Origin of the sequence: Acidiphilium acidophilum (assembly GCF_033842475.1) — a bacterium.
In the GTDB taxonomy this organism is placed as follows: domain Bacteria; phylum Pseudomonadota; class Alphaproteobacteria; order Acetobacterales; family Acetobacteraceae; genus Acidiphilium; species Acidiphilium acidophilum.
In genome coordinates, this window is sequence record NZ_JAWXYB010000018.1 from 3,469,784 (window position 1) to 3,493,774 (window position 23,991).

General features: G+C 62.5%; 20 protein-coding genes and 3 pseudogenes. 10 read left to right on the forward strand and 13 right to left on the reverse strand.

Going from position 1 to position 23,991, the window contains the following annotated elements:
• Positions 1 to 44: 44 nt before the first annotated feature.
• From SIL87_RS19140 to SIL87_RS19150, 3 genes are all read right to left on the reverse strand, one after another.
• Positions 45 to 755: an IS6 family transposase gene (locus tag SIL87_RS19140; RefSeq protein ID WP_405055249.1), complete on the reverse strand. Its 711-nt coding sequence runs from the start codon at positions 753 to 755 to the stop codon at positions 45 to 47.
• A 644-nt stretch (positions 756 to 1,399) separates the two neighbouring features.
• On the reverse strand, positions 1,400 to 1,819 hold the full coding sequence (locus SIL87_RS19145; RefSeq protein WP_319615745.1) for a type II toxin-antitoxin system VapC family toxin: 420 nt from the start codon (positions 1,817 to 1,819) through the stop codon (positions 1,400 to 1,402).
• 3 nt (positions 1,820 to 1,822) lie between these two features.
• Complete coding sequence (locus tag SIL87_RS19150) at positions 1,823 to 2,080, reverse strand: type II toxin-antitoxin system Phd/YefM family antitoxin (RefSeq protein WP_319615747.1); 258 nt, start codon at positions 2,078 to 2,080, stop codon at positions 1,823 to 1,825.
• Positions 2,081 to 2,248: 168 nt separating this feature from the next.
• Between SIL87_RS19150 and SIL87_RS19155 the strand changes: the two genes are divergently transcribed.
• The 3 genes and pseudogenes from SIL87_RS19155 (at position 2,249) to SIL87_RS19165 (ending at position 5,217) form a co-directional block, all read left to right on the forward strand.
• Positions 2,249 to 3,091 (forward strand): alpha/beta hydrolase, encoded by an 843-nt coding sequence (locus SIL87_RS19155; protein WP_319615748.1) that lies wholly within the window; start codon positions 2,249 to 2,251, stop codon positions 3,089 to 3,091.
• Positions 3,092 to 3,103: 12 nt separating this feature from the next.
• Positions 3,104 to 3,808: pseudogene (locus tag SIL87_RS19160) on the forward strand (SDR family NAD(P)-dependent oxidoreductase).
• Positions 3,802 to 5,217 carry an aldehyde dehydrogenase family protein gene (locus SIL87_RS19165; RefSeq protein WP_319615749.1) on the forward strand — a complete coding sequence of 472 codons (1,416 nt, stop codon included), beginning with the start codon at positions 3,802 to 3,804 and terminating at the stop codon, positions 5,215 to 5,217. Before SIL87_RS19160 ends, SIL87_RS19165 begins: the two are co-directional and overlap by 7 nt.
• Before the next feature lie 51 nt (positions 5,218 to 5,268).
• Here SIL87_RS19165 and SIL87_RS19170 read toward each other — a convergent pair whose 3' ends face one another.
• From SIL87_RS19170 to SIL87_RS19210, 9 genes and pseudogenes are all read right to left on the reverse strand, one after another.
• On the reverse strand, positions 5,269 to 5,943 hold the full coding sequence (locus SIL87_RS19170) for a hypothetical protein (RefSeq protein WP_319615750.1): 675 nt from the start codon (positions 5,941 to 5,943) through the stop codon (positions 5,269 to 5,271).
• Positions 5,944 to 5,954: 11 nt separating this feature from the next.
• Positions 5,955 to 7,367: a selenium-binding protein SBP56-related protein gene (locus SIL87_RS19175; RefSeq protein ID WP_319615751.1), complete on the reverse strand. Its 1,413-nt coding sequence runs from the start codon at positions 7,365 to 7,367 to the stop codon at positions 5,955 to 5,957.
• A 736-nt stretch (positions 7,368 to 8,103) separates the two neighbouring features.
• A complete protein-coding gene (locus SIL87_RS19180) occupies positions 8,104 to 8,817 on the reverse strand; it encodes a GAD-like domain-containing protein (RefSeq protein ID WP_319615752.1) in 714 nt (237 codons plus the stop codon).
• Positions 8,814 to 9,410, reverse strand: coding sequence for a polymorphic toxin type 15 domain-containing protein (locus tag SIL87_RS19185; RefSeq protein WP_319615753.1), 597 nt, complete (start codon positions 9,408 to 9,410; stop codon positions 8,814 to 8,816). The genes SIL87_RS19180 and SIL87_RS19185 overlap by 4 nt, the downstream gene beginning before the upstream one ends.
• 351 nt (positions 9,411 to 9,761) lie before the next feature.
• A protein-coding gene (locus tag SIL87_RS19190) for an IS3 family transposase (RefSeq protein WP_405055250.1) occupies positions 9,762 to 10,903 on the reverse strand; the annotation gives its coding sequence in 2 pieces (ribosomal slippage) (positions 9,762 to 10,636 and positions 10,636 to 10,903; 1,143 coding nt in all).
• 40 nt (positions 10,904 to 10,943) lie between these two features.
• Positions 10,944 to 11,876 (reverse strand): annotated as a pseudogene (locus tag SIL87_RS19195) (transposase); the annotation flags it as partial.
• A gap of 245 nt (positions 11,877 to 12,121) precedes the next feature.
• On the reverse strand, positions 12,122 to 13,777 hold the full coding sequence (locus SIL87_RS19200) for a tetratricopeptide repeat protein (protein WP_319615757.1): 1,656 nt from the start codon (positions 13,775 to 13,777) through the stop codon (positions 12,122 to 12,124).
• A 52-nt stretch (positions 13,778 to 13,829) separates the two neighbouring features.
• On the reverse strand, positions 13,830 to 14,285 hold the full coding sequence (locus SIL87_RS19205; protein WP_319615759.1) for a DNA polymerase III subunit chi: 456 nt from the start codon (positions 14,283 to 14,285) through the stop codon (positions 13,830 to 13,832).
• 4 nt (positions 14,286 to 14,289) lie between these two features.
• On the reverse strand, positions 14,290 to 15,372 hold the full coding sequence (locus SIL87_RS19210; RefSeq protein WP_319615760.1) for an Mrp/NBP35 family ATP-binding protein: 1,083 nt from the start codon (positions 15,370 to 15,372) through the stop codon (positions 14,290 to 14,292).
• Positions 15,373 to 15,516: 144 nt separating this feature from the next.
• Here SIL87_RS19210 and SIL87_RS20190 point away from each other — a divergent pair.
• Positions 15,517 to 16,050: pseudogene (locus SIL87_RS20190) on the forward strand (L,D-transpeptidase); the annotation flags it as partial.
• Positions 16,051 to 16,208: 158 nt separating this feature from the next.
• Here SIL87_RS20190 and SIL87_RS19220 read toward each other — a convergent pair.
• On the reverse strand, positions 16,209 to 18,248 hold the full coding sequence (locus SIL87_RS19220; RefSeq protein WP_319615763.1) for a thioredoxin domain-containing protein: 2,040 nt from the start codon (positions 18,246 to 18,248) through the stop codon (positions 16,209 to 16,211).
• Between the two features lie 70 nt (positions 18,249 to 18,318).
• On the opposite strand from SIL87_RS19220, the gene SIL87_RS19225 reads away from it, so the two are divergent.
• Genes SIL87_RS19225 through SIL87_RS19250 form a run of 6 tightly spaced genes read left to right on the forward strand, consistent with a single transcriptional unit; the run spans position 18,319 to position 23,957 of the window.
• The gene (locus tag SIL87_RS19225; protein WP_319615764.1) at positions 18,319 to 18,669 is read left to right on the forward strand and encodes a (2Fe-2S) ferredoxin domain-containing protein; all 351 of its coding nucleotides are present in this window, start codon (positions 18,319 to 18,321) and stop codon (positions 18,667 to 18,669) included.
• Positions 18,666 to 19,955, forward strand: coding sequence for a tRNA uridine-5-carboxymethylaminomethyl(34) synthesis GTPase MnmE (gene mnmE, locus SIL87_RS19230; protein ID WP_319615765.1), 1,290 nt, complete (start codon positions 18,666 to 18,668; stop codon positions 19,953 to 19,955). The genes SIL87_RS19225 and mnmE overlap by 4 nt, the downstream gene beginning before the upstream one ends.
• Before the next feature lie 22 nt (positions 19,956 to 19,977).
• Positions 19,978 to 21,690, forward strand: a complete 1,713-nt coding sequence (gene mnmG / locus SIL87_RS19235; protein WP_319615766.1) for a tRNA uridine-5-carboxymethylaminomethyl(34) synthesis enzyme MnmG — start codon at positions 19,978 to 19,980, stop codon at positions 21,688 to 21,690.
• The gene (gene rsmG / locus SIL87_RS19240; protein WP_319615767.1) at positions 21,687 to 22,310 is read left to right on the forward strand and encodes a 16S rRNA (guanine(527)-N(7))-methyltransferase RsmG; all 624 of its coding nucleotides are present in this window, start codon (positions 21,687 to 21,689) and stop codon (positions 22,308 to 22,310) included. The genes mnmG and rsmG overlap by 4 nt, the downstream gene beginning before the upstream one ends.
• Complete coding sequence (locus tag SIL87_RS19245) at positions 22,300 to 23,088, forward strand: ParA family protein (protein ID WP_319615768.1); 789 nt, start codon at positions 22,300 to 22,302, stop codon at positions 23,086 to 23,088. The genes rsmG and SIL87_RS19245 overlap by 11 nt, the downstream gene beginning before the upstream one ends.
• On the forward strand, positions 23,085 to 23,957 hold the full coding sequence (locus tag SIL87_RS19250) for a ParB/RepB/Spo0J family partition protein (protein WP_319615769.1): 873 nt from the start codon (positions 23,085 to 23,087) through the stop codon (positions 23,955 to 23,957). The genes SIL87_RS19245 and SIL87_RS19250 overlap by 4 nt, the downstream gene beginning before the upstream one ends.
• Positions 23,958 to 23,991: the final 34 nt, after the last annotated feature.

Below are 23,991 nucleotides of genomic sequence, written 5' to 3' on the forward strand. Positions count from 1 at the left end.
GTCAAGTTGATCGGATGAGGCGCGATTTGACGAGATCCGATTGATCAGGCGGCCAGGTTGGCGGTGTAGTCGGCCCAGAGCGAGAATGCGTCGGCCCGGCTGTGGCGGAATGATCGGGCGGAGAGGCGATGGCGTTTCGGGCGGAACAGGGTGACGATCTGGTCGTGGGTGGCGAGAAATCTCTGGGCATGGCCGGCGGACTTGAACCGGCCCATGATCTTTTCTCGTCGCCTTGTATGGCGGTGAGAAGCTTCGATCCGATTGTTCAACCGCTTATGGGATCGATGATCGGCACTGCGGCAATCCGTGCGGAATGCGACGTCGTAGCTTCGCAGCTTGTCGGTCACCACGACGCGCGGCTGCCCCCATCGGCGCATCAGCTTGCGGAGAAATCGTCGGGCGGCATCGGCATTGGGGCGTTTCTGGACCAGGATTTCCAGCACATCACCCCGGTCATCGACGGCGCGCCAAAGCCAGCGCGGCTCACCGCCGATGGTGATTACCATTTCGTCGATGTGCCATTTATTGCCTGCCGGCGGCCGGTCGCGCCGGATCTGTGAGGCCATCTGTGGTCCGAACCGATCGACCCACACCCGGATCGTCTCGTAGCTGACCGTCACACCCCGTTCAGCCAGCAGATCTTCAACGTCCCGCAGGCTCAGGTTGAACCGGTAATAGCTCCAGACCGCATACGCGATCACCGATCGGGGAAAGCGATACCCCTTCAAAGGCAACATCAAGCTCAGGTCGATCATGCCAAATCGCTACGGACACCCGCTGCCCTCGTCAACCTGAAAATGCCCTACGAGATCCTGAAGCAATCGCCTGGACTTAGACCTGCGCCTTATCTTGCATCCCGGGGTGCAACTTGGCTTCAGCTTTTCGGGACACCTTCCCTTCCGAACGATGACATTCGCCAATACATCCGCACCTCATACCACATTATTTCCAACACGCGTCCGAAGCGACCCCTGGGACGCAGGCCCCGGATCAGGGAGAAAAACCTTCCTTACCGTTGATGTCGCGATTAATTTCACCGGGGCGGCTGGCGGCCTGTGCCGGCAGCGTCCCTCGTGTGCGGTCCTCTGGGATCGGGCCGGGCGGGCGGTCAGGGCAGAGGGCGCACTACCGCGCCCGAACCGCTCTTGGGCGGCGCGAGCCCCGGCGAGCGGCCTTGACCGGCTGATCAGCCCGGTTCACCTGGAATGACGCAGGAAGGAAAGAGACGGAAAGATCAGTTGGCGGTACGGGTTCCTATGGTTATCTTCCGAGCTATATTTGATGATTTTTCGCGCTTCCAAATTTCGTAGAATCAAGATTATGGAAATCGATCTAAAATATTGTTGATTTTTGCTTGCTATTTCACGAACTCCGGTTCCGCCAGAGTTTAATTGCAGAATTACTGTTCGAGTAAAGGCTCAAACGGATTCAATGTCTTAACTCTGAAATTTGCAAAGTATTTTACATTTCGAGTTACGACAACGAGATTATGAGTTATTGCACTCGCTGCGATCAGGCCATCCTCGATCAAGTTGTTGCTTTGTCGATGCATCAGTTTCGCCCAGCAGCGAAACACTGGACCATTGATCGGCACGACATTGTATGAGTCCACGACCTGATCCAGCCATGTTTCGATATCGGCCGCCTTTTCTGGGTCCTGCTCACGAGTGATCTCGATACCAGCCTGTATCTCGCCGATGGTGACGGCTGATAGGAAAAGATCGTCAGCGGGTATAGCTTCAATCCATCTGAGAACGGCCCCATGAGGCCGAACGCGTCGCAGTTCGGACACAACATTGGTGTCGAGGAGGTACTGCATACTTCAGTCCGGACTAAGCGACTGCCGGCGCTTGAACCGATTTCGTTCAGGAATTGGGATTTCCGCATGGGATGAGGGCGCAAGCAGCAGGTCCTTCAGGGACGGTTTGCTGGCACTCTGGAGCCGTTTCCATTCCCGGACAGGCACCAAAACGGCCATCTCAGCACCCCGCTTCGTTACCAACTGCGGTCCTGATTTCAGGCATGTGTCAAGGAGCTCGCTAAATCGCGCTTTCGCATCCTGTACCGGCCAACTGTTCATCGTGGAATCTCACTGCGATTATTCTAGTCACTTAGATAGTCAGTTCAAGCCGGTCGTCAACACCGACCCATCCATCGTCGGCGTGATCGGCTTGTCATTGCCAGTGGAGCGATGCAGACTTGTTTTACCGCAGGCGACGTGGCGATCGGCCAACCGAGGATAGCAAAGATGCAGAACCCCGACACGATCTGGTCGACTCTTGGTACCGCGGAGCGGTCCGCCGCTTATGACAATACCAATGCCGTGGCGAACAGTGCGGCGCTGAACCAGGAGCGGATCGAGGCTTCGGCGGCGTATCGGGCGGCGAATGGCGGCGCGCTCGATCTGGCGTATCAGCCGGGTGAACGGACGGCGTGGGATTTGTATCCGGCGGCCGATCCGGCGGCGCCATGCCTCGTGTTCATTCATGGCGGCTATTGGTGGAAGAACCGGCGGCAGGATTTTGCGTGCCTCGCCGCGGGCATTGCGGCGCATGGCTGGTCGGTCGCTGTTCCGGGGTATGATCTGGCACCGGCGGTTTCGGTGAGTGCGATTGTGGCGCAGATCCGTGCTGCACTCGACTGGTTGCAGGCACATGGCGCGGCGCATGGCATTGCGGGGCGGGTGATCGTGTCGGGCTGGTCGGCCGGGGGGCATCTGGCGGCGATGGCGCTCGATCATCCGCTGATCGCGGCAGGGATGGGGATTTCCGGGGTTTATGAACTTGGGCCGCTGCGCGACACCAATCTCAACCAGTATCTGCGCCTGAGCGATGATGATTTGACGCAAGCCTCGCCGCTGCGGCTGCCCGTGGTGGACAAGGAGTTTGCGATTGCCTATGGCGCGGCGGAATTGCCGGCGCTGATCCATAGCAGCCGGGATTTTCATGCCCACCGGGCCGCCAGCCAGGCGCCGGGCGTGCTGCTGCCGGTGGCCCATGCGGATCATTTCACGATCATTGCGCAGTTACGCGAGCCGGACAGCCGGTTGATCCGCTGTATTCTCGATCTTGAACGGTTTGCCGCACGGTAAAAGGATCATTTGATGGCTGCTTCGACACCGACCGGGACGGCGCTGATCATTGGAGCATCGCGCGGCCTTGGCCTTGCGCTGGCCGAGACCTATCTGGCGCGCGGCTGGCACGTGATCGGCACGGTGCGCCGTGCCGCGGGTACCGGGCTGCATGCGCTCGCCGCCACTGCCGGGGGGCGACTCGAGATTGAGCCGGCCGATATCAACGAGCCGGCGCAGATGCAAGCGCTGCGCGCGACGCTGGCGGGGAGGGTGATCGACCTGCTGTTCGTGAACGCCGGGATTTCGAACGGCGCGGCTGAAACCATCGCGACGGTGAGCACCGAGAGCTTCACCCGCACGCTGGTGACCAATGCGCTCAGCCCGATGCGCGCGGTCGAGGCGTTCGAAAGCCTGGTGCCGCAGAGTTGAACCATCGCGGTGATGTCGTCGGGGTTGGGCAGCGTTGCGGATAACACAGGCGGCGGCTGGGAAGTGTATCGGGCGAGCAAGGCGGCGCTGAACACGCTGATGCGCAGCTTCGCCGCCCGTCATGACGGGGATGCGCGGAGCATGGCGATCATCGCGCCCGGCTGGGTGCGGACGGACATGGGCGGGCCGGGCGCGTCGCTCGCGATCGAGGAGAGTATTCCCCGCGTGGTCGATGTGCTGACCGCGCATGCCGGCAAGCCGGGGCTGCGCTATCTCGATTATCGGGGACAGACCGTGGCGTGGTGATCGCCGGCGCTTCGGGGTTGGAGTCGATCGGCCCGGTGTTCGAGCGGCAGCGCCTGCGGGCGCTGGCGCTGCGGACCTCCTCGGCGGCGGTGCGGATTGCGACGCTGCGACGGCTCGAGGCGGAGATTTTTCGCCAGCGTGCGGCCTTGTATGAGGCATTGCACGAAGATCTGCGCAAGCCGGAGGCTGAGGTCGATCTGTCGGAACTGATGCCGGTGATCCAGGAAATCCGGCATGCCTGCCGTAATGTGGCGGGCTGGATGGCGCCGCGCCGGGTGCGCCCGACGCGGGTGATGTGGGGAACAAGGGCAAGCGTGCGCGCACAACCGCGCGGGGTCGCGCTGATCATCGCGCCGTGGAACTATCCATTCAACCTCGCGCTCGGCCCGCTGGTTTCAGCGATCGCGGCAGGCTGCACCGCCATCATCAAACCATCGGAATTCGCGCCGCGCACGGCTGCGCTGATCGGCGCCATCGTCGCGGCGTGTTTTGAGGCTGATGAGGTCGCGCTGTTCGAGGGTGACGCCGCAATGGCGACTGCGCTGCTCGCCCTGCCGTTCGATCATGTGTTTTTCACGGGCAGTCCGGCCGTCGGCAGGATCGTGATGGCGGCCGCTGCGCGGCACCTCGCCTCGGTCACGCTGGAACTGGGCGGTAAGAGCCCGGTGATCGTGGACCGGACCGCCGATCTGGACAAAGCGGCGCGCAGCATCGTTTGGGGCAAGTTCGCCAATAACGGGCAGACCTGCATCGCACCCGATCATGCCTATGTGCATCGGGACAGCGTGATGCCGTTCATCGCGGCTGCGCTGCGGCATCTGGCCGCGATGTATGGCGAGGGCGGCCGCAGCCCGGATTACTGCCGGATCGTCACGCCGCAGCATTTCGAGCGGATCAGGCGGCTGATCGAGGACGCGCGCGCCCGGGGCGCAATCGTGCATGTCGGTGGTGTGTACGACGCGGCGGACAAGTTCATTGCGCCGACCTTGCTGTCCAGCGTGCCTGCGGATGCCTTGATCATGCACGAGGAGATCTTTGGCCCGGTGCTGCCGATCGTGCCGTTCGACGAAATCGGCGAGCCGATCCGCGCGATCAACGCACAGCCGAAACCGCTGGCGCTGTATGTGTTTTCCCACGATGCGGCCGCCGTCGAGCGAATCATTGCGCAAACCGCAGCCGGCGGATCTTGCGTGAACGCGGTGATGGCGCAGTATCTGCACGCCAACCTGCCGTTCGGCGGCATCAACAATTCGGGGATCGGCAGTGCCCATGAGCAGTATGGCTTCCGAGCATTTTCGCATGAGCGCGCCGTGTTGAAGGACCGGTTCAGTGCGGCACCGATGCTGTTTCCGCCCTACTCGCGCCGTGTGAGGCGGATGATCAAGCTTATTCTGCGGTTCCTGACCTGAGAGGGCGCCGTCAAGTTGTGATCATGACGTATCTTATGAGGGCCTTACAGACTACCCCATCAAAAGGCCCATTAGGCCCATCGCAATGAACATCAGCGCCCAGCCAAGATCAAGATTTATCCAGTAGCGCGTAATCGCCCGCAAACCGAGCCGGCGGTATACAGCAACCGCAACCACTGATCCGGTAAAGAACAGCGCCAGGCTCATTGTGCCACTCAATATCAAAGCCACCATGGTCGCACCAGCCAGCTTCGCCGTGGAAGACATGTGAAACGTTGAGATCCACGCACCCGCCGTGATCAGACTGATCAGCGCCGGCACCATCATGACAGGCGATCCGCAATGGACGATCCCCATGCAGAATGACCACCGTATCGGCTGGTCCGGTCGAATTCGGGCAATGAACCGGGGATGATGCGGTCGTAACACCTTAAATACCCCGAAACCGATCAATGTCAGGCTGAGCGCCCAGCCGACCCGCATTATTGTCTGCATCGACAGGACGGATGCCGGGAGTTCCGCTACGACAATTGCAATCGGCACCAGGAACACCACCATCGACATGAAATGGCCAAATGCAAGGCACGAGGTCGTGCGCAGGACCGCGCGGCTCGACCGCGCCTCAAGGCCGTTTCCGACAGCGCGCAACCAAGCGATCGGCGGATTAAAGCCCTGATAGACACCCATGACGATTGCCATCAACCACAGCAGGCGCAGGTCCATCATCGTGCGGTCACTCAGACGGAGGCGAAACAGAAACTTTCCGTCGAACAATCCCCGCCTTCGAGCCTGACCTGATGTGCGCCATAGTCGGCACCAAATTCAATCCTGAACTCGGGGTCGAGCCTCAGGCCGCCCGCGTCATCGACATGGCACATTACCATCTGCCCGGGCACATCGCTTGGATAAAATTGTGTGTCCCATGTGCTGTAGAGCGAATTGGTGAAATAGATCCGCTTGCCGTCGCGGCTGATTTCCAGCATTTGCGGGCCACCGTGGAAGGGGGCGCCCGAAGCATGGGGTTTGCGCGCCGCAATGCCGCCGGCCCGCACCGATCCGGTGTGCTTCGGGGCCATCGGGTCGCTGACGTCGTATTGCCGCAACTCCCCGGTTCCCCAGCACGCAACGTACAAGAATCGGTCATCGAGTGAGAGATCGATATCGGTGATCAGCGGCGGAACCGCCCCAAACGGCTTCAGCATGTCCGGCAGAAGCTCGGGGTCAGCCGGTTCCGGCGGAATGATAGCCGTCTTTTTCGCATGGAATTTGCCGCCTTCGCGCCACCAGGTCCAGATCGACCCTTCGAGGTTGGTATTGTCGATCACGACCCCCAGGAACCCGTAATCCTTGGTCGGTTCGTGGGCAGGACGGATTTCGAGCGCCATTTGATGGTTGGCACCCAGATCGATGCTCTGGATATGGCGCCGTCCCCGCAAATCCCAAAAGTGAAGCTTGTGGCCATACTTGCCGCTCATCAGAGCTTCCGGCACCACGCCATTCTCGAACAGTGGAGGAAGTCCCCACTCGCTGGAAACCATATAATCGTGGGGCATGTTCCACCAGAAATCGTAGTGGGCGAATTGGTCACCCCGGTCGATTTCCCACTGGCCGCGGATCTCAAAGCTATCACAGTCCAGAATGAACACACCCGCAGGACTCTCGTCCCCCGCGATTCCTTTGCCGCCGAGCGTGCTGATATAGACGCCCTCCGGCCCGCAATGAACGGTGTGCGGCCGTGAATAGCCGGTTTTGCGCTTCAGTTCCTCAGGCTCAATGATCTTTGCGATTTTCGGTGTCCGAGGGTCGGGCTTGGTATCGATGATATAGATACGTGAAGAGCGGATACCGGGCACAACCAAATAGCGTCTTTCGCTAAAGGCATGGCCGCTCGTGGGACACAGAGACGCGCTACAAGCGCTCCACCCATAATGATGGAGTTCGTCCCCGATATAAGGGAGCACAAGTTTATTTAGCACGGTGCCAAACCGGCTCGATGTGGGATCGAGATCTACAACGGCCAACGCATCGGGTTTGGTATTGTCCTTGCTCAAAAGCGCAACGTACCCGATCGTCTCAGCCTTGGCTTCCATCGCCAGACGTGCCGAAGGGTAGAAAGTAGGATCGGGCCTCATATGAAGAGCGGTGCTCATCTCGGCGGTTTCCTCTCGATGACTTTTGTTGACGTCTGCATTCTGGGATGCGCTATCTATCTGTAACAAATAAATATTGGTGCCGCAACTTTTCTGACTCTGTTGCTCAACACTTCAGCGTCATGATCACCTCGGCACCGGGTCCGTCTTCCCGGTTCTTCAACCGCAGCATCCCGTCGTGAGCTTCTGTGATCTCGCGGCCAGGGTCAGGCAGATTCGGTTGCTCCCCGGCTTGGACCGGGCGGTCTGTCCCGCCCGGCCCGTTGATGGTGAGAGAGCGGCGTTATTCCGCCGCCATCTGCTCCGACTGGCTGGGTGATTGGGCTTCGGGTGCTGCACCGAGAGCCGGCTCGTCTTCGGCGTCATCTTCAGCCTCGGTCGGACCCTCGGGAAGCCTCGTCGTCATTCGCCCCGGCAAGGCCTGCCTGTGTCTCCGCCAGCTTGGTCAATTCGTCCTGCGACAGAGCGAAGTTTGCTGCGGGATAAGACGAAGCGTTCGGTCTTGAACCGATCGACCACGGCGGCGCGGGTGGCCTTTCCGGTCGGTCGGGGCATGATCCCGTTCGCGGCCGCGACTGTCTCGATCTCCGGTTTCGACAGGCAGGAGAGGAATTCCTGCGTCGCCATGCTCGGCAAAAACAGGTCCGCGCCGATCTGGTGACCGGTTAGCGTGGGAGCCGTTGAGTGCAAATCTGCTGGGCACCTCGCTTGCCGCGCTCATATGTCGTACTTGGCGCTATTCTGACGGCAGGGCGACACTCTGAGGCGCACCAATTTCCCTTAGAACCACGATTTTTCGCTTTTCGGTATCCATGTAACGGAGTTGGATCGGTTCGAGTTGTCCGATGATCGCAAAATGCTCGGCCGCCCGGACCTTGTTCACTTCGTCAAGCACACCTCGGCCGCCCAATCCAACTGCGGGGACGAAACCGTAGCACTCGCCATAGGCGAGCTTCCCACATTTTTTCATCGCGCGGGCGAATAAAGGCTTCGCCGCATCAGTGTGCTCGATGTAATCATATCCGTCACCATCAATATTAGAAAGAGTTGTAGGAAGATTTCTATCGCCGTCTAACATAGGATGTTTGGGGCTAACGTGTCTTGTAAATGCCACCTTATCAACAAGATCAGTTCTTAAAAAATAATTCTTATCGTTCCAAATCATGAGCGTACCAAAGGCTGTATATCCAATCAGAACGGACTGCCCTGGTGGAAAGTCCGGGTCGCCTTCGAATAGCATATCAACCAAACTTTGATATCGGTCTGGACGAACTAGCTGGAATTTTCCATCGAGCCAGAGGCCAGTACCATAAACATCCCAAAAGTCTAGCAATGACTGGGGCACCTTGCCGCGGTATGTTTCTCGAATTTCCGTCGGTACAGTTTCACCGTCTTTGGGTGGACCGAATTTTTTGATGCAATATTCGAAATTTGCGTTAATATTGGTCATGATTCTGGCTCATCCTCGCACGGTTCGAGTTTAACATCCATATGCTTATCACCTCTTTTCAGCGCTTGCTTGACTGCTTTTTTGAGCGCCTTCACTCGTGATTTCCATTGTGCCCCGATCGATCTATTGATCGACCTATTCGCCATGGTAAGGCTATCTCCCTGCGCCCCGCCGGCAATCGCGTCGAGAGCGTGGGTCGCGTCCATCCCTGCCATTTCCTTTGCTGTTTGGGTGGCTGCTTCTTTCGCAGCTTCTTCCGGAGTTAAGCCCTCCTCCTGGAATTGGGACTCCAATTCAGCTTGCCTGTCAGTTTGGTAATTACTGCACGCATTCTCTCTCGCGTTGGCATCGCCTTCAGGCCGATAACTCCCTGTTGTTTGTCTCCGCGAATCGGCCTCGTCGAGCCGCTTTTGCATCTCTTCAGGAGACTGATCGTTGATCGTGTCCTGCTGGTCCTTGAGTTGCTGCGCCATATCCTTGGTGCTCTGGCCCTTCGGCGTTTCGAAGCAGGGGATTGCTTCGGCGCAGTCGACGGATGGTTTCGCCGTATCGCGGCTTGAAAGCTGCGACTCGGAAGCCTCGTGCGCACGCAATACCTCAGCTGCGGTAACGGCGAGAACGCCCACGGTGAGGGGAAGCGCAATGGCATCGATAAATGGAATACTTGCGGTGGTGCCGGTAGGTTGGACAGGTTCCGGGGGAGAATAAGCTAAAGCTTGTTTCCCGGTTTGTGGTGAACATGATCCCCGGAAATAAATTTAGAATCAATCCTTCTGGCGGCTGTGGCGCTGTGAAGCTTGTGGGCAGCCGCCGACCTGTGGACAAGGCTGGGAAAACACGCTTCGTTTTCCCGGGCTTGTCCACAGGGGACCGCGTCTTCGCGGTCAGGCGGGGATCGGCGCAGCCGACTGTCCACAAATTCACAGCGTCTCGCCTCCATCGGGTTACGCCGCCTTCGCCATGGCCGCAGCGGTCGACCCGAAATATGCCTCGTCCGGCGTCTGCCAGTTCAACGCCTGGTGCGGTCGTCGCCGATTATACCAGTCGAAGAATTCGCTCAGGCTGCGCTTTTGTTCAATGCCGGTCGCAGCCGGACGCAGGTAGACCCACTCATGCTTTACCGTCCACCAGAGCCGCTCGACGAAGATATTGTCGTGACAGCGCCCGCGCCCGTCCATGCTGATCTGCACGCCGTGCTCGCGCAGCACCTTGGTGAACTCCTCGCTGGTGAACTGCGATCCCTGGTCGGAGTTGAAAATCTCTGGCCTGCTGAACCGCGCCAGCGCCTCACGCAGCGCCTTGATGCAGAACCCCACCGTGAGCGTATTGGACAACCGCCATGCCAGAACCCTCCGGGTCGACCAGTCCAAGATCACGACCAGGTACAGAAACCCCTGACGCATTGGGATGTAGGTGATGTCGGTTGACCAGACCTGATTGGACCGGTCGATCACCTTGTCGCGCAGCAGATAGGGGTAGATCTTGTGCTCGTGGTTGGGCTTGCTTGTGTCGGGCTTTGGCCGGACCGCGCAGAGGCCGAGTTTTTTCATCAAGCGCCGTATCCGCCGGCGACCGACCGAAATTCCCTCTCGCCCCAACGCTACCTGCAACCGGCGGCTGCCGTAGACCGGATAATCGGTGAAAATCCGCTCAAGACGGGCCAGCAGATCGAGCTCTTCCGCCGGCTCCGCCTGCGGACGATGATAAAAACTGCTGCGCGCAACACCCAGAAGGGCGCATTGCCGGTTGATGGACAGCTCCGCATTCGGCGCGATCATCGCCCGCCTCTCAGCAGTCGGGAGATGGCGGGCTGCCCGGCAAGAAAATCCCGTTCAACCTGCAACTGGCCGATCTTGCGGTGCAGATCATCGATCATCTTCTGTGCGTCCTCGGCAACGGCCGCCTTGTTGCCGCGCTCGAATAATTCCCCTGCGCGCTTCACCAACTCCTGCTTCCACGCGCTGATCATCGTCGCATGAACCCCAAATTCAGCCGACAACTCCGCCAGGGTCTTCTCCCCCGACAGCGCCGCCATCGCCACACGAGCTTTGAATTCCGCCCCGTGCTGCTTCCTCTTTACACCCATCTCTGGCTCCTCTCTCGACCGGCCAGCCTTAGCTTAAACAACTGTCCAAAAAACCGGAGCCGCCGCAGTGAGCACTGGCGGCATCGTCCTGGGCAAAGGCGGTACCAACGAAAGCGGCGACAACGCTACGCCCCTGGCGGCCGGCATGGGCCAGCAGGTTGCGCATCATATGGACACGGCATCGCTGCCAGGTGGCGTGCAGCACTTTGGCGATGGCGGCCTTCAGACCCTCATGGGCATCCGAGATCACCAGCTTGACGCCGCGCAGACCGCGCCGGGCGAGGCTGCGGAGGAATTCGGTCCAGAACGTTTCCGCCTCCGACGCACCGATCGCCATGCCGAGGACCTCGCGACGGCCATCACCATTGACGCCGGTTGCGATGGTGACGGCGACCGAGACGATCCGGCCGGCCTCGCGCACCTTCAGATAGGTGGCATCCAACCTCCGGGGCGTTTCCAGCCGCGCTTCGCACGACTGGAACCTTGCGCCCCTCCGCCACACATACGGCCAGTCGCCCTCAAGGGGACGGTTCAGAAAATCGTTGATCTTGTCGTCGATCTCGCCGCACAGGCGTGAGACCTAGCTTTTGCTGATCCCGCTCATGCCGAAGGATTGCACGAGTTCATCGACCGAGCGGGTCGAGACGCCCTGGATATAGGCCTCCTGGATTACGGCGGCCAGCGCCTTCTCGGCGATCCGACGGGGCTCAAGAAAAGCCGGGAAATAACTGCCGTGGCGCAACTTGGGCAGGCGCAACTCGATCGTTCCGGCCCGGGTTTCTCAGGTCCGGTCGCGATACCCGTTGCGCTGGTTGACCCGCTCGTCGCTGCGTTTGCCATAGGGCGCGCCGGTCAGGCTTTCCGCTTCCAGCTCCATCAGCCGTTGGGCCGTAAAGCCCACCATCTCGCGCAACAAATCGGTGTCGGAGCTCTTCTCCAGCAGCGCGCGAAGGGCCATTGTGGGGTCGGTCATCGTTCGGATCTCCTCGGATCTTTGTTGGTCGGTTGCAATTCCAACCATAACCGAAGACCGACGATGACCACCGCTGTGGATAAGTAGCCCGCCTGCGCCAGACTCGTTGCCCGGTCGCTCCGGCGGGCTACTTACCCACAGCTCCTACACCACCCAAGGGGACGCGACCCTATCCTGACCCAACAGCATCGAGCCGTCCTGTCGCGCGCATGTAATCCGAAACGGGACGACGTGCCTGTAGTGGTTTATGCCATCGTAAACTTGGCCCCGACATCGGTTGAAATAACAGGGGCACCGGAGCGATAATTCCGCGCGAACTCTTGCAGGGCGGCGGCCAGGTCTGCCACCACGAGGGTCCAATCGAGGTCGCGCTGCTGCCGGAAGATCCGCATCGTGGGATACCAGGGCGTGTCGACTTGACGATGTCCCCACCGCCAGCATCCGTCGAAACGCGAGATCATCCAGACCGTTTTACCCATCGCTCCGGCCAGATGCGCGACGGCGGTATCGACTGTGATGACCAGATCGAGCCGTGCCACGATCGCCGCGGTATCCATGAAATCTTTCGATTCCTCCATCGGATCGAACAGGCCCTGCCAATCCGGCCAGATCTCAGGGTCCTTCTGCAGACTCACGAATCGCACGCCATCCACCTCCGCGAGGGCGGCGAGCGCGGTTACCGGCAATGATCGCCGCCGGTCGATCAGCATCGACTCGACATCATCACGATGGCTCCCGCCCGCCCAGACCACGCCGACCAGCGGGCGCGGCTCCTGCCCACGAGCGCCGACCCATTGCGTGAACCCTGTTGGAGCTTCGTGTCGAGGGGCTGTAATGTAAGGAACCGTCGCGGGTATCGTATTCCACCGCGTTCCGAAACACCAGGGCAGGCTCATGAGCGGGCAGTGCAGATCGAAATCCATGTCCAGCTCACGTGCCACTCCCTCCAGCGCAATCACCTCGACACTGCCCCCTGGCATCGGCATCGCCGCTGCCAGGCGCACGAGTGTCGGAGGCACCGCGAGCACCACGTGCGCGCCAAGCGCGGCAACCAGGGGAACATAGCGTATGAACTGAATCGTATCGCCCAGCCCCTGCTCGGCATAAAGCAGAATCGTGCGACCGGCGATGGGCTCGCCGCGCCACGCCGCCCCCCGATCCGGCAGGCTTCGCAGCGCCCGTGTTCGCCTCAACCGCCACTCGTATTCCGCCCAGCCCCGTTCGAAATCACCTGCCGCCAGCAGGCACAACGCCCGGTTATGCCTATAATCCGGGATCTCCGGTGCCACCGCATAAGCCCGCTCGTGCAACAATAGCGCCGCCTCGATGGCTCCTGCCCCGTGCAGCGCATTCGCAAGGCTGCTCAGCAACCCGGCGTGACCCGGTGCCAGAGCGAGCGCCCGCCCGTACAACTCGATTGCGGCTTCGAAACCACCGGCATCGAAATGCAGCCCGGCCAGACAGGCCAGTGCATCGATATTCTCCGGCATCAGATGCACTGCGGTCACGGCCATCTGCGTCGCATGATCCAGCACCCCCAACCCGCGCAGAGCGCCGGCCAGATTGACATAGGCTGCACCGAAATCCGGTGCCTGGCGCACGCACGCGACATATGCCTGTACCGCCTCGATCAGGCGATCCGATTGCATCAGAGCGGTTCCCAGCGCGAACCGGGCATCGACATCACCTGGTACCAGCGCAAGATAGCGCTGAAATGCCGCGATCGCCGCATCATCCTGACCCGTGGCGCGTAAGGCGTTGGCCCAGTTGCGCAGCGCGCCCGGGTGCATGGGTGACAGCGCGACGCAATCCCCAAACGCCGCCGCCGCCGCCAGATCATCGCCGGAGCCAGCATACGCGTTGCCTTGATCGAACAGAATTTCAGCCGTTGAAACCGACATCTGACCCTCTTGCCGTCCAACGTCACTATCGCCGGAAAATGTTAAGATCCGGTCAAGATTTCTGCACCCAGCCCCGTTCCGTCTGCTGCCAGTAGGTCAGGCCATGCCCCGCCACCTTTGCCGCCGCCCAGCGCGCCCGCGCCCCAATGACCGCCGCCTGATCATTGCCGTCGAACAGGTCGAACACCCGATCGAACCGGTTGAAACCGGATACGATTGTCTCATCCGCGCCCCCCACCAGAAACAGAAACCGGGCACCGTTCGGCACATCATCGCCATCGGTGAGCCAGATCGGCTGGTCCGCACCGAAGCCCATGGCCGCCGTGCCATGAGGCAACCAGTCCGGTGACGCGGCTCGCCACAAAGCATCATCGAGAGTCGCGATCGATGCCGGATCGGCCCCGCGCACGACCGCTCGCGCGCCGGACCCGAGCGTGCGCCCCAGCAACGGCGCGATGGCTTCGGCCACCCCGGTCCGGGTCAGATGATAGAACCCGATCGCCGCCATCGCCTCATTCGATCACGATACGGGGCCCGGCGGTCCGAACCCCACCCATCTGCGCGGCCACGGCATCGGCCACTGCCGCGAACGCCTGCCCGGCCTCGCTCTGCGGTGCGCTCACGGCGATCGGCGTGCCTTCGTCCGAGGTCGCGCGGATCGCCGGCAGGAGCGGCACTTCGCCGAGAAACGGCACACCGATCCGCGCCGCTTCGGTCCGCGCCCCGCCATGGCCGAAAATCTCGGTACGGGTACCGCAATTGGGGCAGCAGAAGAAGCTCATGTTCTCGACGATGCCCAGCACCGGAACCCGGACCTGCTGGAACATCGAAACCCCGCGCCGCGCATCGAGCAGGGCGATATCCTGCGGGGTCGAGACCACCACCGCACCGGTCAGTTTCAGTCGCTGCGCCAGAGTCAGCTGGATATCCCCGGTTCCCGGCGGCAGGTCGATCACCATGACGTCGAGTGCCGGCCATTCCACCCCGGTCATCAACTGCATCAGGGCGTTGAGGACCATCGGGCCACGCCAGACCATCGCGGTTTCCTCGGCGACGACGTGGCCGATCGAAATCGCCTTCAGGCCCCAGGCATCGATCGGCACCAGCTTGTTGCCGAGCAGTTCCGGTTTGCCCCTGGTCCCCAGCATTCGCGGCAGCGAGGGTCCGTAGATATCGGCATCCAGCAGCCCGACGCTCATGCCCTTGGCGGCCAGCGAGACCGCGAGATTGACCGCAACCGTGGATTTACCGACGCCGCCCTTGCCCGACGCCACGGCAATGATCGATTTCACCTGGGTCAGCAGCGCGGGCGGGGGGGACGCAGCCGCGCCGTGCTGGTGGCCACCGGCAGCAGGTGCGCGCGGTGCGGTGAACATCACCGTCGCGTTCCGCACGCCCTTCAGCGCGGCCAGATGCTGCTCCAGCCGCAGCCGCAACGGTTCCAGCCGTTCCGCCGCCGTTTTCGCGACCCCGAGCGCCACCTGCACCATGCCGTCGCGCACCGCGACGCTGTCGATCATCGACTCCGGCAGAGCCGCGTCGTCCTGGGTACGAAATGCGGCTAAAGCCGCCCGAACCGCCGCCTCATCGATCATTTCCGGAACATCCTCATTTGTTCAGTCGCTTGCGCGTGCCGGTTCTAAACCGGAACTGCGCGCGCGGAAACCTGCCGCCGTTCACGCAGATTTGGTGACGCGCCCCTTCCGATCCGCCCTGCCGCGCCGCACATTCCGCCCGCCATGCCTGTATACCCGCATCTGCCGGCCGCCCTTACCCGCAAGATCGCCATCCTCCGACGCGATCAGGCGTTTCGTGCCGATTGGCGGATCATTCGCGCCCGCTTCCACACCGGCGCTGATCCGGATTTCATCGCGGTCGATGTCGCGCGGCAGCGGCTCTATCTGTTCCGCAACGGCCATCGTGCCGAGGCTTGGACGATCTCGACCTCTCTGCGCGGGCTCGGGGAGCGGATGAATTCCTACCGCACGCCGATCGGGGCCTTTCGCATTGCACGGAAAATCGGCACCGGACTGCGCCCCGACGCGGTGCTCCGCTACCAGGCGGCGACAGGGGCAACCGCCCGTCCGGTATATGCGACGGACGATCCCGCCGCGAGCAAGCTCATTCTGGCCCGCGTTCTCTGGCTCGAAGGTCTGCAACCGGGCTGGAATGAAGGGGGTTCGGTCGATACCTACACGCGCCATATCTATATTCACGGCACGGCGAATATCGGCATGCTCGGTCACCCCGCCTCGTACGGATGTGTACAGATGGCACCGCGCGCGGTCATTGCGCTGTACCGCTCGGTCCCGTTGGGTACACCGGTTCTGATCACGCCCGGCACCGGCAGCCTTCGCGACATTCCGGGCCTGCCGAACCCGACAGCTCGCGACCAGACCCGCGTGAGCGCGGCGGAGACACTTCGCCCGCCTCAATCGACCGGCGCGCGGATCATGGCCTCCCGCAACGCTGCCGGTTCGCTCACCGGAAGCCCGCAAACATTGTCGCGGCATACGAAGGCAGCGGGTGCATCCCCGCCTTTGCCATACGCCGGATGGGCCTCCGGCAGCGCGGCACTCATCCCGACCGGCAGCACCACCACCGCTGGATCGAACCCGCCCAGCGCCGCGCGATGCAGGGCGGCGAACCGGGGGTCGAGCGGATCGCCGGTGATGACCACGCTGGTCGCTCCGTCGAGCAACGCGGCCGCGCCGAGGAATGTGGGATAGGCGGGTAGATTGCGTCGCTCCCCCGCATGAGCGTTTATGAGACGCTGCGCCGCATCACGATATTTCGGCGTTCCGGTCAGATGATACAGACGCGCATAGATTTCGGCCATCAACCCGGCTGCCGCCGGCACCGCGTTGTCCATTGCCGCGCGGGGTCGCATTCCGCCGGGTAGATCTCTCGCATCATCGGCAGCGGCATAGAGGCCGCCGGTCCCGTCACCGAAATGCACCGCGGTCGATGCGGCAAGTCGCTCGCTCCGATCCAGATAGGTCTGGATGCCAGTCGCTTCGTACAACGCGATCATCGCCCGCAGCATCGCGGCCTGATCATCCAGCAGACCTGCCGCCGAAACGGCGCCGCGCCGGTAGGCATGATCGAACCGGCCATCGGGTCGTCCGAGCAGGGCGGTGACCGCCTCGAACGCCGCGATCGCGAGATCCAGCCAGTCGGGCCGCTCGAAGACAGCGCTTGCCCGCACCAGAGCGGCGATCGTCAGCCCGTTCCAATCGGCCAGGATCTTGTCATCCCAGCCGGGCCGCACCCGCTGCGCCCGGACTTCGAACAGACGGGCGCGCAAAGCGGCCAGATCACGCTCCTCATCCTCGCGCTCGGGGTGGGTTGCGCGGGTCAGGATGATCCGCTCTTCCCAGTTTCCTGCCGCCGGACAGGGGTAATGGGCCTCGAACCGGCCGAAATCATCGCCCAGCACCGCCATGATTTCGTCGCGGGTCCAGACATAGAACTTCCCTTCAACGCCTTCGGAATCCGCATCTTCCGATGCGGCGAACGCCATATTTCCGTCGGGTGCCGGATCATGCTTCGCCCTCATATCGCGAACCAGCCAGCCAACGGTCTCAGCCGCCCGGGCTTCCAGGAGCAGGTCGGGTTCCGCCGCGTGGGCGAAGGCCAGCAATTCCAGGATCTGGGCGTTGTCGTAGAGCATCTTTTCGAAATGCGGCACGAGCCAGGCGGCATCGGTCGAATACCTCGCGAATCCGCCCCCCAGATGATCGTAAATGCCGCCCTGCGCCATCCGCGCCAACATCAGCGCAACCGCCGCTCCTGCCTCGTGCCGCCCGGTCCGCGCGTATTCGCCCCACAGGAAACGGAAGATCGGCGGATTGGGAAATTTCGGTGCGCCGCGCAGGCCACCATCGTCCCAATCGACCATTCCGATGAAGCGCTCGGCGACCGTGTCGAGATCGCCCGGGACCAACTGACCCGGAGCTCCCGGTTCGGAATGGGCCATCACCCGGCGCATCAGTGTCGCGCCGCTCACCAGCAGCTTCTCCCGTTCGTTCGCCCACGCTTCGGCCACCCCGGTCAGCACCTGCCGGAATGACGGTCGGCCCCAGCGCGGCTCCGGGGGAAAATACGTGCCGCCGAAAATTGGAGCGCCATCGGGCGTCAGGATCATGGTGAGCGGCCAGCCGCCCTGCTCGCCCATCGCCTGGAGGGTGCTCATGTAGATACTGTCGAGGTCCGGGCGCTCTTCGCGATCGATCTTGATACTGACATAACGCGCGTTCATCAGTGCGGCGGTTTCCGCATCCTCGAAACTCTCATGCGCCATGACATGACACCAGTGACACGCGGCATACCCGATCGAAAGCAGGATCGGCTTGTCGGCCAGCCGGGCCATTTCCAGCGTCTCGGGACGCCAGATATGCCAATGCACCGGATTGTCGGCGTGCTGAAGCAGATAGGGCGAGGTCGCGGTGGCGAGCGTATTGCTGGTCATGGGGAAAAGGGGTTCCTGGTGCCGGGTTCCCCCGTTAGATAGCAGCCGCCAGTAAAAGTGCGAGAGCAACATGACCGATCAGCCCGAACCACCGCCCTATTTCACGCATCATGTCTTCATCTGCGGCAATCACCGTCCTCCGGGCCATCCCCGCGGGTCATGTGGCGAGAAGGGATCGGAAAAGCTCCGCGATTACATGAAGGCGCGCGCCAAGGAACTCGGCCTGACCGGCGTGAGGATCAATGCGGCGGGTTGCCTCGATCGATGCGAACATGGACCCACGATGGTAATCTACCCACGGGGGACGTGGTACCGGATTGCTGATACGGCGGCGGTCGATCGGGTCTTGATCGAGGATATCCGCGACGGACAACCGGTTCCCGAGTTGATGCTGCCCGCCGAGGTCGCTCCGGCCAAATGACCGCGGCGATCTTTGCCAATGCCACCGGAATCGGCGGCGCGATCGCGGTGTTCCGGATGAGCGGGTCGGATATTGCCCGGATCATGTGCACCCTGACAGGCGGAATGCCCGCTCCGCGCCGGGCCAGTCTGCGCCGCCTGCGCGATGGGTCGGGAACCACCATCGATCACGGGCTGGTCCTCTGGTTTCCCGGCCCTGCGAGCGTGACCGGCGAGGATTATGCGGAGTGCCACCTCCATGGCGGGCGGGCTGTCGCGGCGGCTTTGACCAAGGCGCTGATCGCACTGGGCGCGCGCCCTGCGGAGCCGGGGGAGTTCTCGCGACGGGCGTTCGGCAACGGCAAGCTCGACCTGTTGCAGGCGGAGGGCATTGCCGACCTGATCGCGGCGGAAACCGAATCACAGCGCCGCCTTGCGCTCGATCAGGCCGACGGGGCGATGAGCGCATCGATCGCGGCCTGGCGCAACGAGTTGATCGGGCTGATGGCCCGTCAGGCCGCGCTGATCGACTTTGCCGATGAGGATCTGCCGCCGGAAGTCGAACGCGCCATGCTGCGGGACGTGGCATGCCTGCATCACGATATCACAAACGCGATTGCGGGCGGGCGGGCGGCGGAGCGGATTCGCGAGGGGATCGAGATCGTGGTGCTTGGCGCGCCGAATGCGGGCAAATCCACGCTGGTCAATGCGCTGGCCGGTGAGGATGTTGCCATCGTGTCCGAGATCGCGGGTACGACGCGCGATGTGATCGGCGTGCGGCTCGACCTCGGCGGGGTGCCGGTCCGGCTGGTCGATACCGCAGGCGTGCGGCTGGCGCGCGATGAGATCGAAGCCGAGGGCGTGAGGCGCGCCGAGGCGGCGGCGTCGCGTGCGGATATTGTCCTGCTCTGCGCTGCATCCCCCGATTTTGCTGCGCCTTCGGTGCCGGACAACCGGTGCGTTCTGCATGTGGCGACCAAGGCCGACCTCGGCGGTGCCATCCCCGCCGGCAGCCTGCCGGTCAGCGCACGCACGGGTGCCGGGCTCCCTGCCCTGATTGCGGCCGTGACGGGAGAAGTAGCGGCGCTGGTCGCGCGTGGTGCAGGTCCGTCCCTGCCTCGCCCCCGGCAGATCGCCTGCCTGCGCGACATGGCGGCGGCGCTGGAACGCGCGATCGGTGTTGCCGAACCCGAGTTGCGCGCGGCGGATTTTCAGGAGGCAGCCAATGCGCTGGCGCGACTGACCGGCGTCATCGGGGTCGAGGATGTGCTGGATCAGGTGTTTTCCAGCTTCTGCATCGGCAAATGATGCTATAGGGGCCGCCATGAGGATGAGCAGTTCAGATTTCGATGTCGTCGTGATCGGCGGCGGACATGCCGGTTGCGAGGCAGCGGCGGCATCGGCGCGGACCGGCGCACGAACGCTGCTGTTGACCCAGCGGCTCGAACGGATTGGCGAAATGTCGTGCAACCCGGCGATCGGGGGCATCGGCAAAGGTCATCTCGTCCGCGAGATCGACGCGTTGGACGGCATTATGGGACGGGCGGCGGATGCGGCGTGCATTCACTTCAAGATGCTCAACCGCAGCAAGGGACCGGCGGTATGGGGGCCGCGAGCCCAGGCTGACCGGGGCCTGTATCGCCGCACTGTGCAGGATTTGCTGCGCGCTCAGTACAATCTGACCCTGGCGGAAGGTGAAGCGGCGGATTTCGACATCGATGCGGCGGGCGCGGTCGCCGGGGTGATCACCGCTGATGGTACACGGATCGGCTGCCGCGCTGCCGTGTTGACGACCGGCACGTTTCTGCGCGGCGTGCTGCATTTCGGTGAGCGGACCGAAGCCGGAGGTCGCGCGGGGGATGAACCGTCGAACGCCTTGGCGATCCGTCTGCGCGCACTCGGGCTACCGCTCGGTCGGCTCAAGACCGGCACACCGGCGCGGATTGCAAAAGCCTCGATCGACTGGGACGCTCTCCCGGAGGATCGTGGCGAGGCTGACCCGGTGCCGTTCAGCCTGCTGACTACGCGCATCGCCAACCGGCAGATTTCGTGCCGGGTGAGCGAGACGAATGCAGCGACGCACGAGATCATCGTCGCCAACCTGCATCGCTCGGCAGTGTATGGCGGCCGGATCGAGGGCGTCGGACCGCGCTATTGCCCCTCAATCGAGGACAAGGTGGTCCGGTTCGCCGATAAGCCGCGCCATCAGGTTTTCCTTGAGCCGGAGGGGTTGGACGATGAAACGATCTACCCGAACGGCATTTCGACCAGCCTGCCCGAGGACGTGCAGCGCGATTTCATCCGCACCATGCCGGGACTGAGCCGGGCGATCCTGCTGAAGCCGGGCTATGCGGTGGAGTACGACTATGTCGATCCCCGCGCGCTCGGCCATGATCTGGCATTGCGGGCGATCCCTGGGCTTTATCTCGCCGGACAGATTAACGGCACGACCGGCTATGAGGAGGCCGGGGCGCAGGGTTTGGTCGCGGGACTAAATGCCGCGCGCCGGTCGTCCGGGTGCGCTCCGGTATCGATCGCGCGGGATGAGGCCTATCTCGGGGTCCTGATCGATGATCTGGTGACCCGGGGTGTCACCGAGCCGTATCGAATGTTCACCTCGCGCGCCGAGCATCGCCTGCGGCTGCGCGCTGACAACGCCGATATCCGGTTGACCGGCAAGGGGATCGCATGGGGATGCGTCGGGCCGTTTCGGGCCGCGGCGTTCGCGGCATTGACGGCGGAACTCGCGGGGGTTGCACCCGGCGGACGAGCGGCGGTTATTCGGGCAGCCGACCTGTTATACGCTGGCTACCTGTCTCGTCAGGATGGCGAGATCCGGGCGCGGGCGAAGGACGACGCGGTCCGGATTCCGGCGGATTTCGATTACCGCATGGTCGGAGGACTGTCGGCAGAGCTACTCAGCCGGCTCAACGTCGTGCGGCCGGAAACGCTGGGCGTCGCGGGGCGGTTGGAGGGGATGACCCCCGCCGCGATGGGCGCCATTTTCATGGCTCTCCGGAAAACAACCGCGATGGCGGCATGACCCGGATCGAGGAAAAAATCGGCGATGCGAGCAATGTTTCACGTGAAACAAAGGACGCATTTCGGACCTATTCGGCGGCGATCAGGAGTTGGACCGGGCGGATCAATCTGATCGCCCGGAGCGACGCCACCGATGAGGCGATCTGGGAGCGTCATATCGCCGATTCATTGCAGATTCTGCCGTTGATACCTGACGGTGTCGATCGGGCGGTCGATCTTGGGTCTGGCGCCGGATTGCCCGGGCTGGTCGTGGCGATCGAGCGCCGGGATATCGAGGTCACGATGATCGAATCCGATCGGCGCAAGGCCGCGTTTCTGCAAACGATGGTGGCGACCTTGGGCTTGCGGGCGACCGTGCGGGCAGAGCGGATCGAGCAGGTCAAGATGGCACCGGTACCGTTGGTAACCGCGAGGGCATTGGCACCGTTGCCGAAACTGCTCGCCTACGCCGTCAATTTCCTTTCGCCCGACGGGGTCTGTCTTTTCCTCAAGGGACAGTCGGTTGGCGCGGAATTGGCGGAGGCTGCAGCCCAATGGCGCATGAGGGTCGAGCAGTTTCCCAGCCGCACCGCGCCCGGGTCATTTATCCTCCGGATCAGCGAGTTGCAGCGTGCCGCCTAAGATCATCGCGATCGCTAATCAAAAGGGCGGCGTCGGCAAGACGACCACGGCGATCAATCTCGCCACCGCTTTGGCCGCGACCGGAGAGCGCGTGCTGCTGATCGATATGGACCCGCAGGGCAATGCAAGCACCGGCTTTGGCCTCGCCGCCGATGAGCGGGGGATCGGCAGTTATGCGCTCCTGACCGGTGAGGCGCCGGCGGCCTCGCTGGTATTGCCGACCGAGGTGCCTGGCCTTTTAATGATTCCTGCAACCGAGGATCTGATCGGGGCGGATCTGGAATTTGCTGGAGTCGACCACAGGGAGCGGATGGTCGAGCGAGCCTTGGCCGAGACCGGGCTGGAGGGACAGTTCGGGTATATTTTCATCGATTGTCCACCCGGACTCGGTCTGCTGACGTTGAATGCGCTGGTTGCCGCATCGTCGGTACTGATTCCGCTGCAATGCGAGTTTTTTGCGCTCGAAGGCATCAGTCAGTTGATGCGGACGATCAATCTGGTGCGGCGCACGCTCAACCCGCGCCTCGCTCTCGAAGGGGTGGTGCTGACGATGTTGGATCGACGAAACAATCTTGGACAGGCGGTGGCCGACGACGTTCGCGCCTATTTCAAAAGCGATGTGTTCGACACCGCAATCCCGCGCAATGTCCGGGTCACCGAATCGCCGAGCCACGGCAAGCCGGTGTTACTCTACGATTATCGCTCCCCCGGCGCGCAGGCCTATGTCTCGCTCGCGGTGGAGTTTCTCCGGCGGCAGCGGCAGGGAGTGCGAGTATGAGTTTGAGGGAGCAACCGCGCCGCCTGGGCAAAGGCCTTGCCGCACTGATGGGTGGCGAAGGCATGGACCGCACCCTCACGCCGGCGGAAGGGGTGCGCGATCTGGCGATCGCCTCGCTGCATCCCGGGCCGTTCCAGCCGCGCCAGGGGATGGATGAAGACGCCTTGGAGGAGCTGGCCGCGTCGCTCAAATCGCGCGGCGTGCTCCAACCTCTGCTGGTGCGGGCGCATCCTGAAAAGACCGGTCAGTACCAGATCATTGCAGGTGAGCGCCGCTGGCGGGCCGCGCAGCGGGCCGGGTTGCACGAAGTTCCCGTGCTGCTGCGGGATCTGTCGGATGCCGATGCCATGGCGGCCGGGCTGGTCGAGAACCTGCAGCGGCAGGATCTCGACCCGATCGAAGAAGCGCAGGGATATCAACGACTGCTTGCGGAATTCGGGATGATCCAGGAAGACCTCGCCGCCGCAGTGGCGAAATCCCGGCCTCACATCACCAACATGCTCCGGCTGCTCAATCTGCCCGAATCGGTGCAGACCGTATTGCGCTCGGGCGATCTGACCATCGGCCATGCGCGCGCGTTGTTGCAGCACCCCGACCCGCAGGCGGCGGCGCGGGCGGTGATCGCCAACCGATTGACGGTTCGCCAGACCGAAGCGATGGTCGCAGCGGCGCTGACCCCCAAGGCCAAGCCGGTCGAACCTGCCGATCCGTCGAGTACCGCAACGAAGATGCTGGAGCGGGAGTTATGCGAGCTGCTGGGGTTGAAAGTACGGATTTCGTTCGACGGGAAAGGCGGCGTGGTCAGTATGTCCTATCAGAATCTCGAACAGCTGGATGGAATTCTGGCGCTCCTGCGGGGACATCAGTAGGGATCGTGTCGCCTGAAACTGACCATTGCTGCCG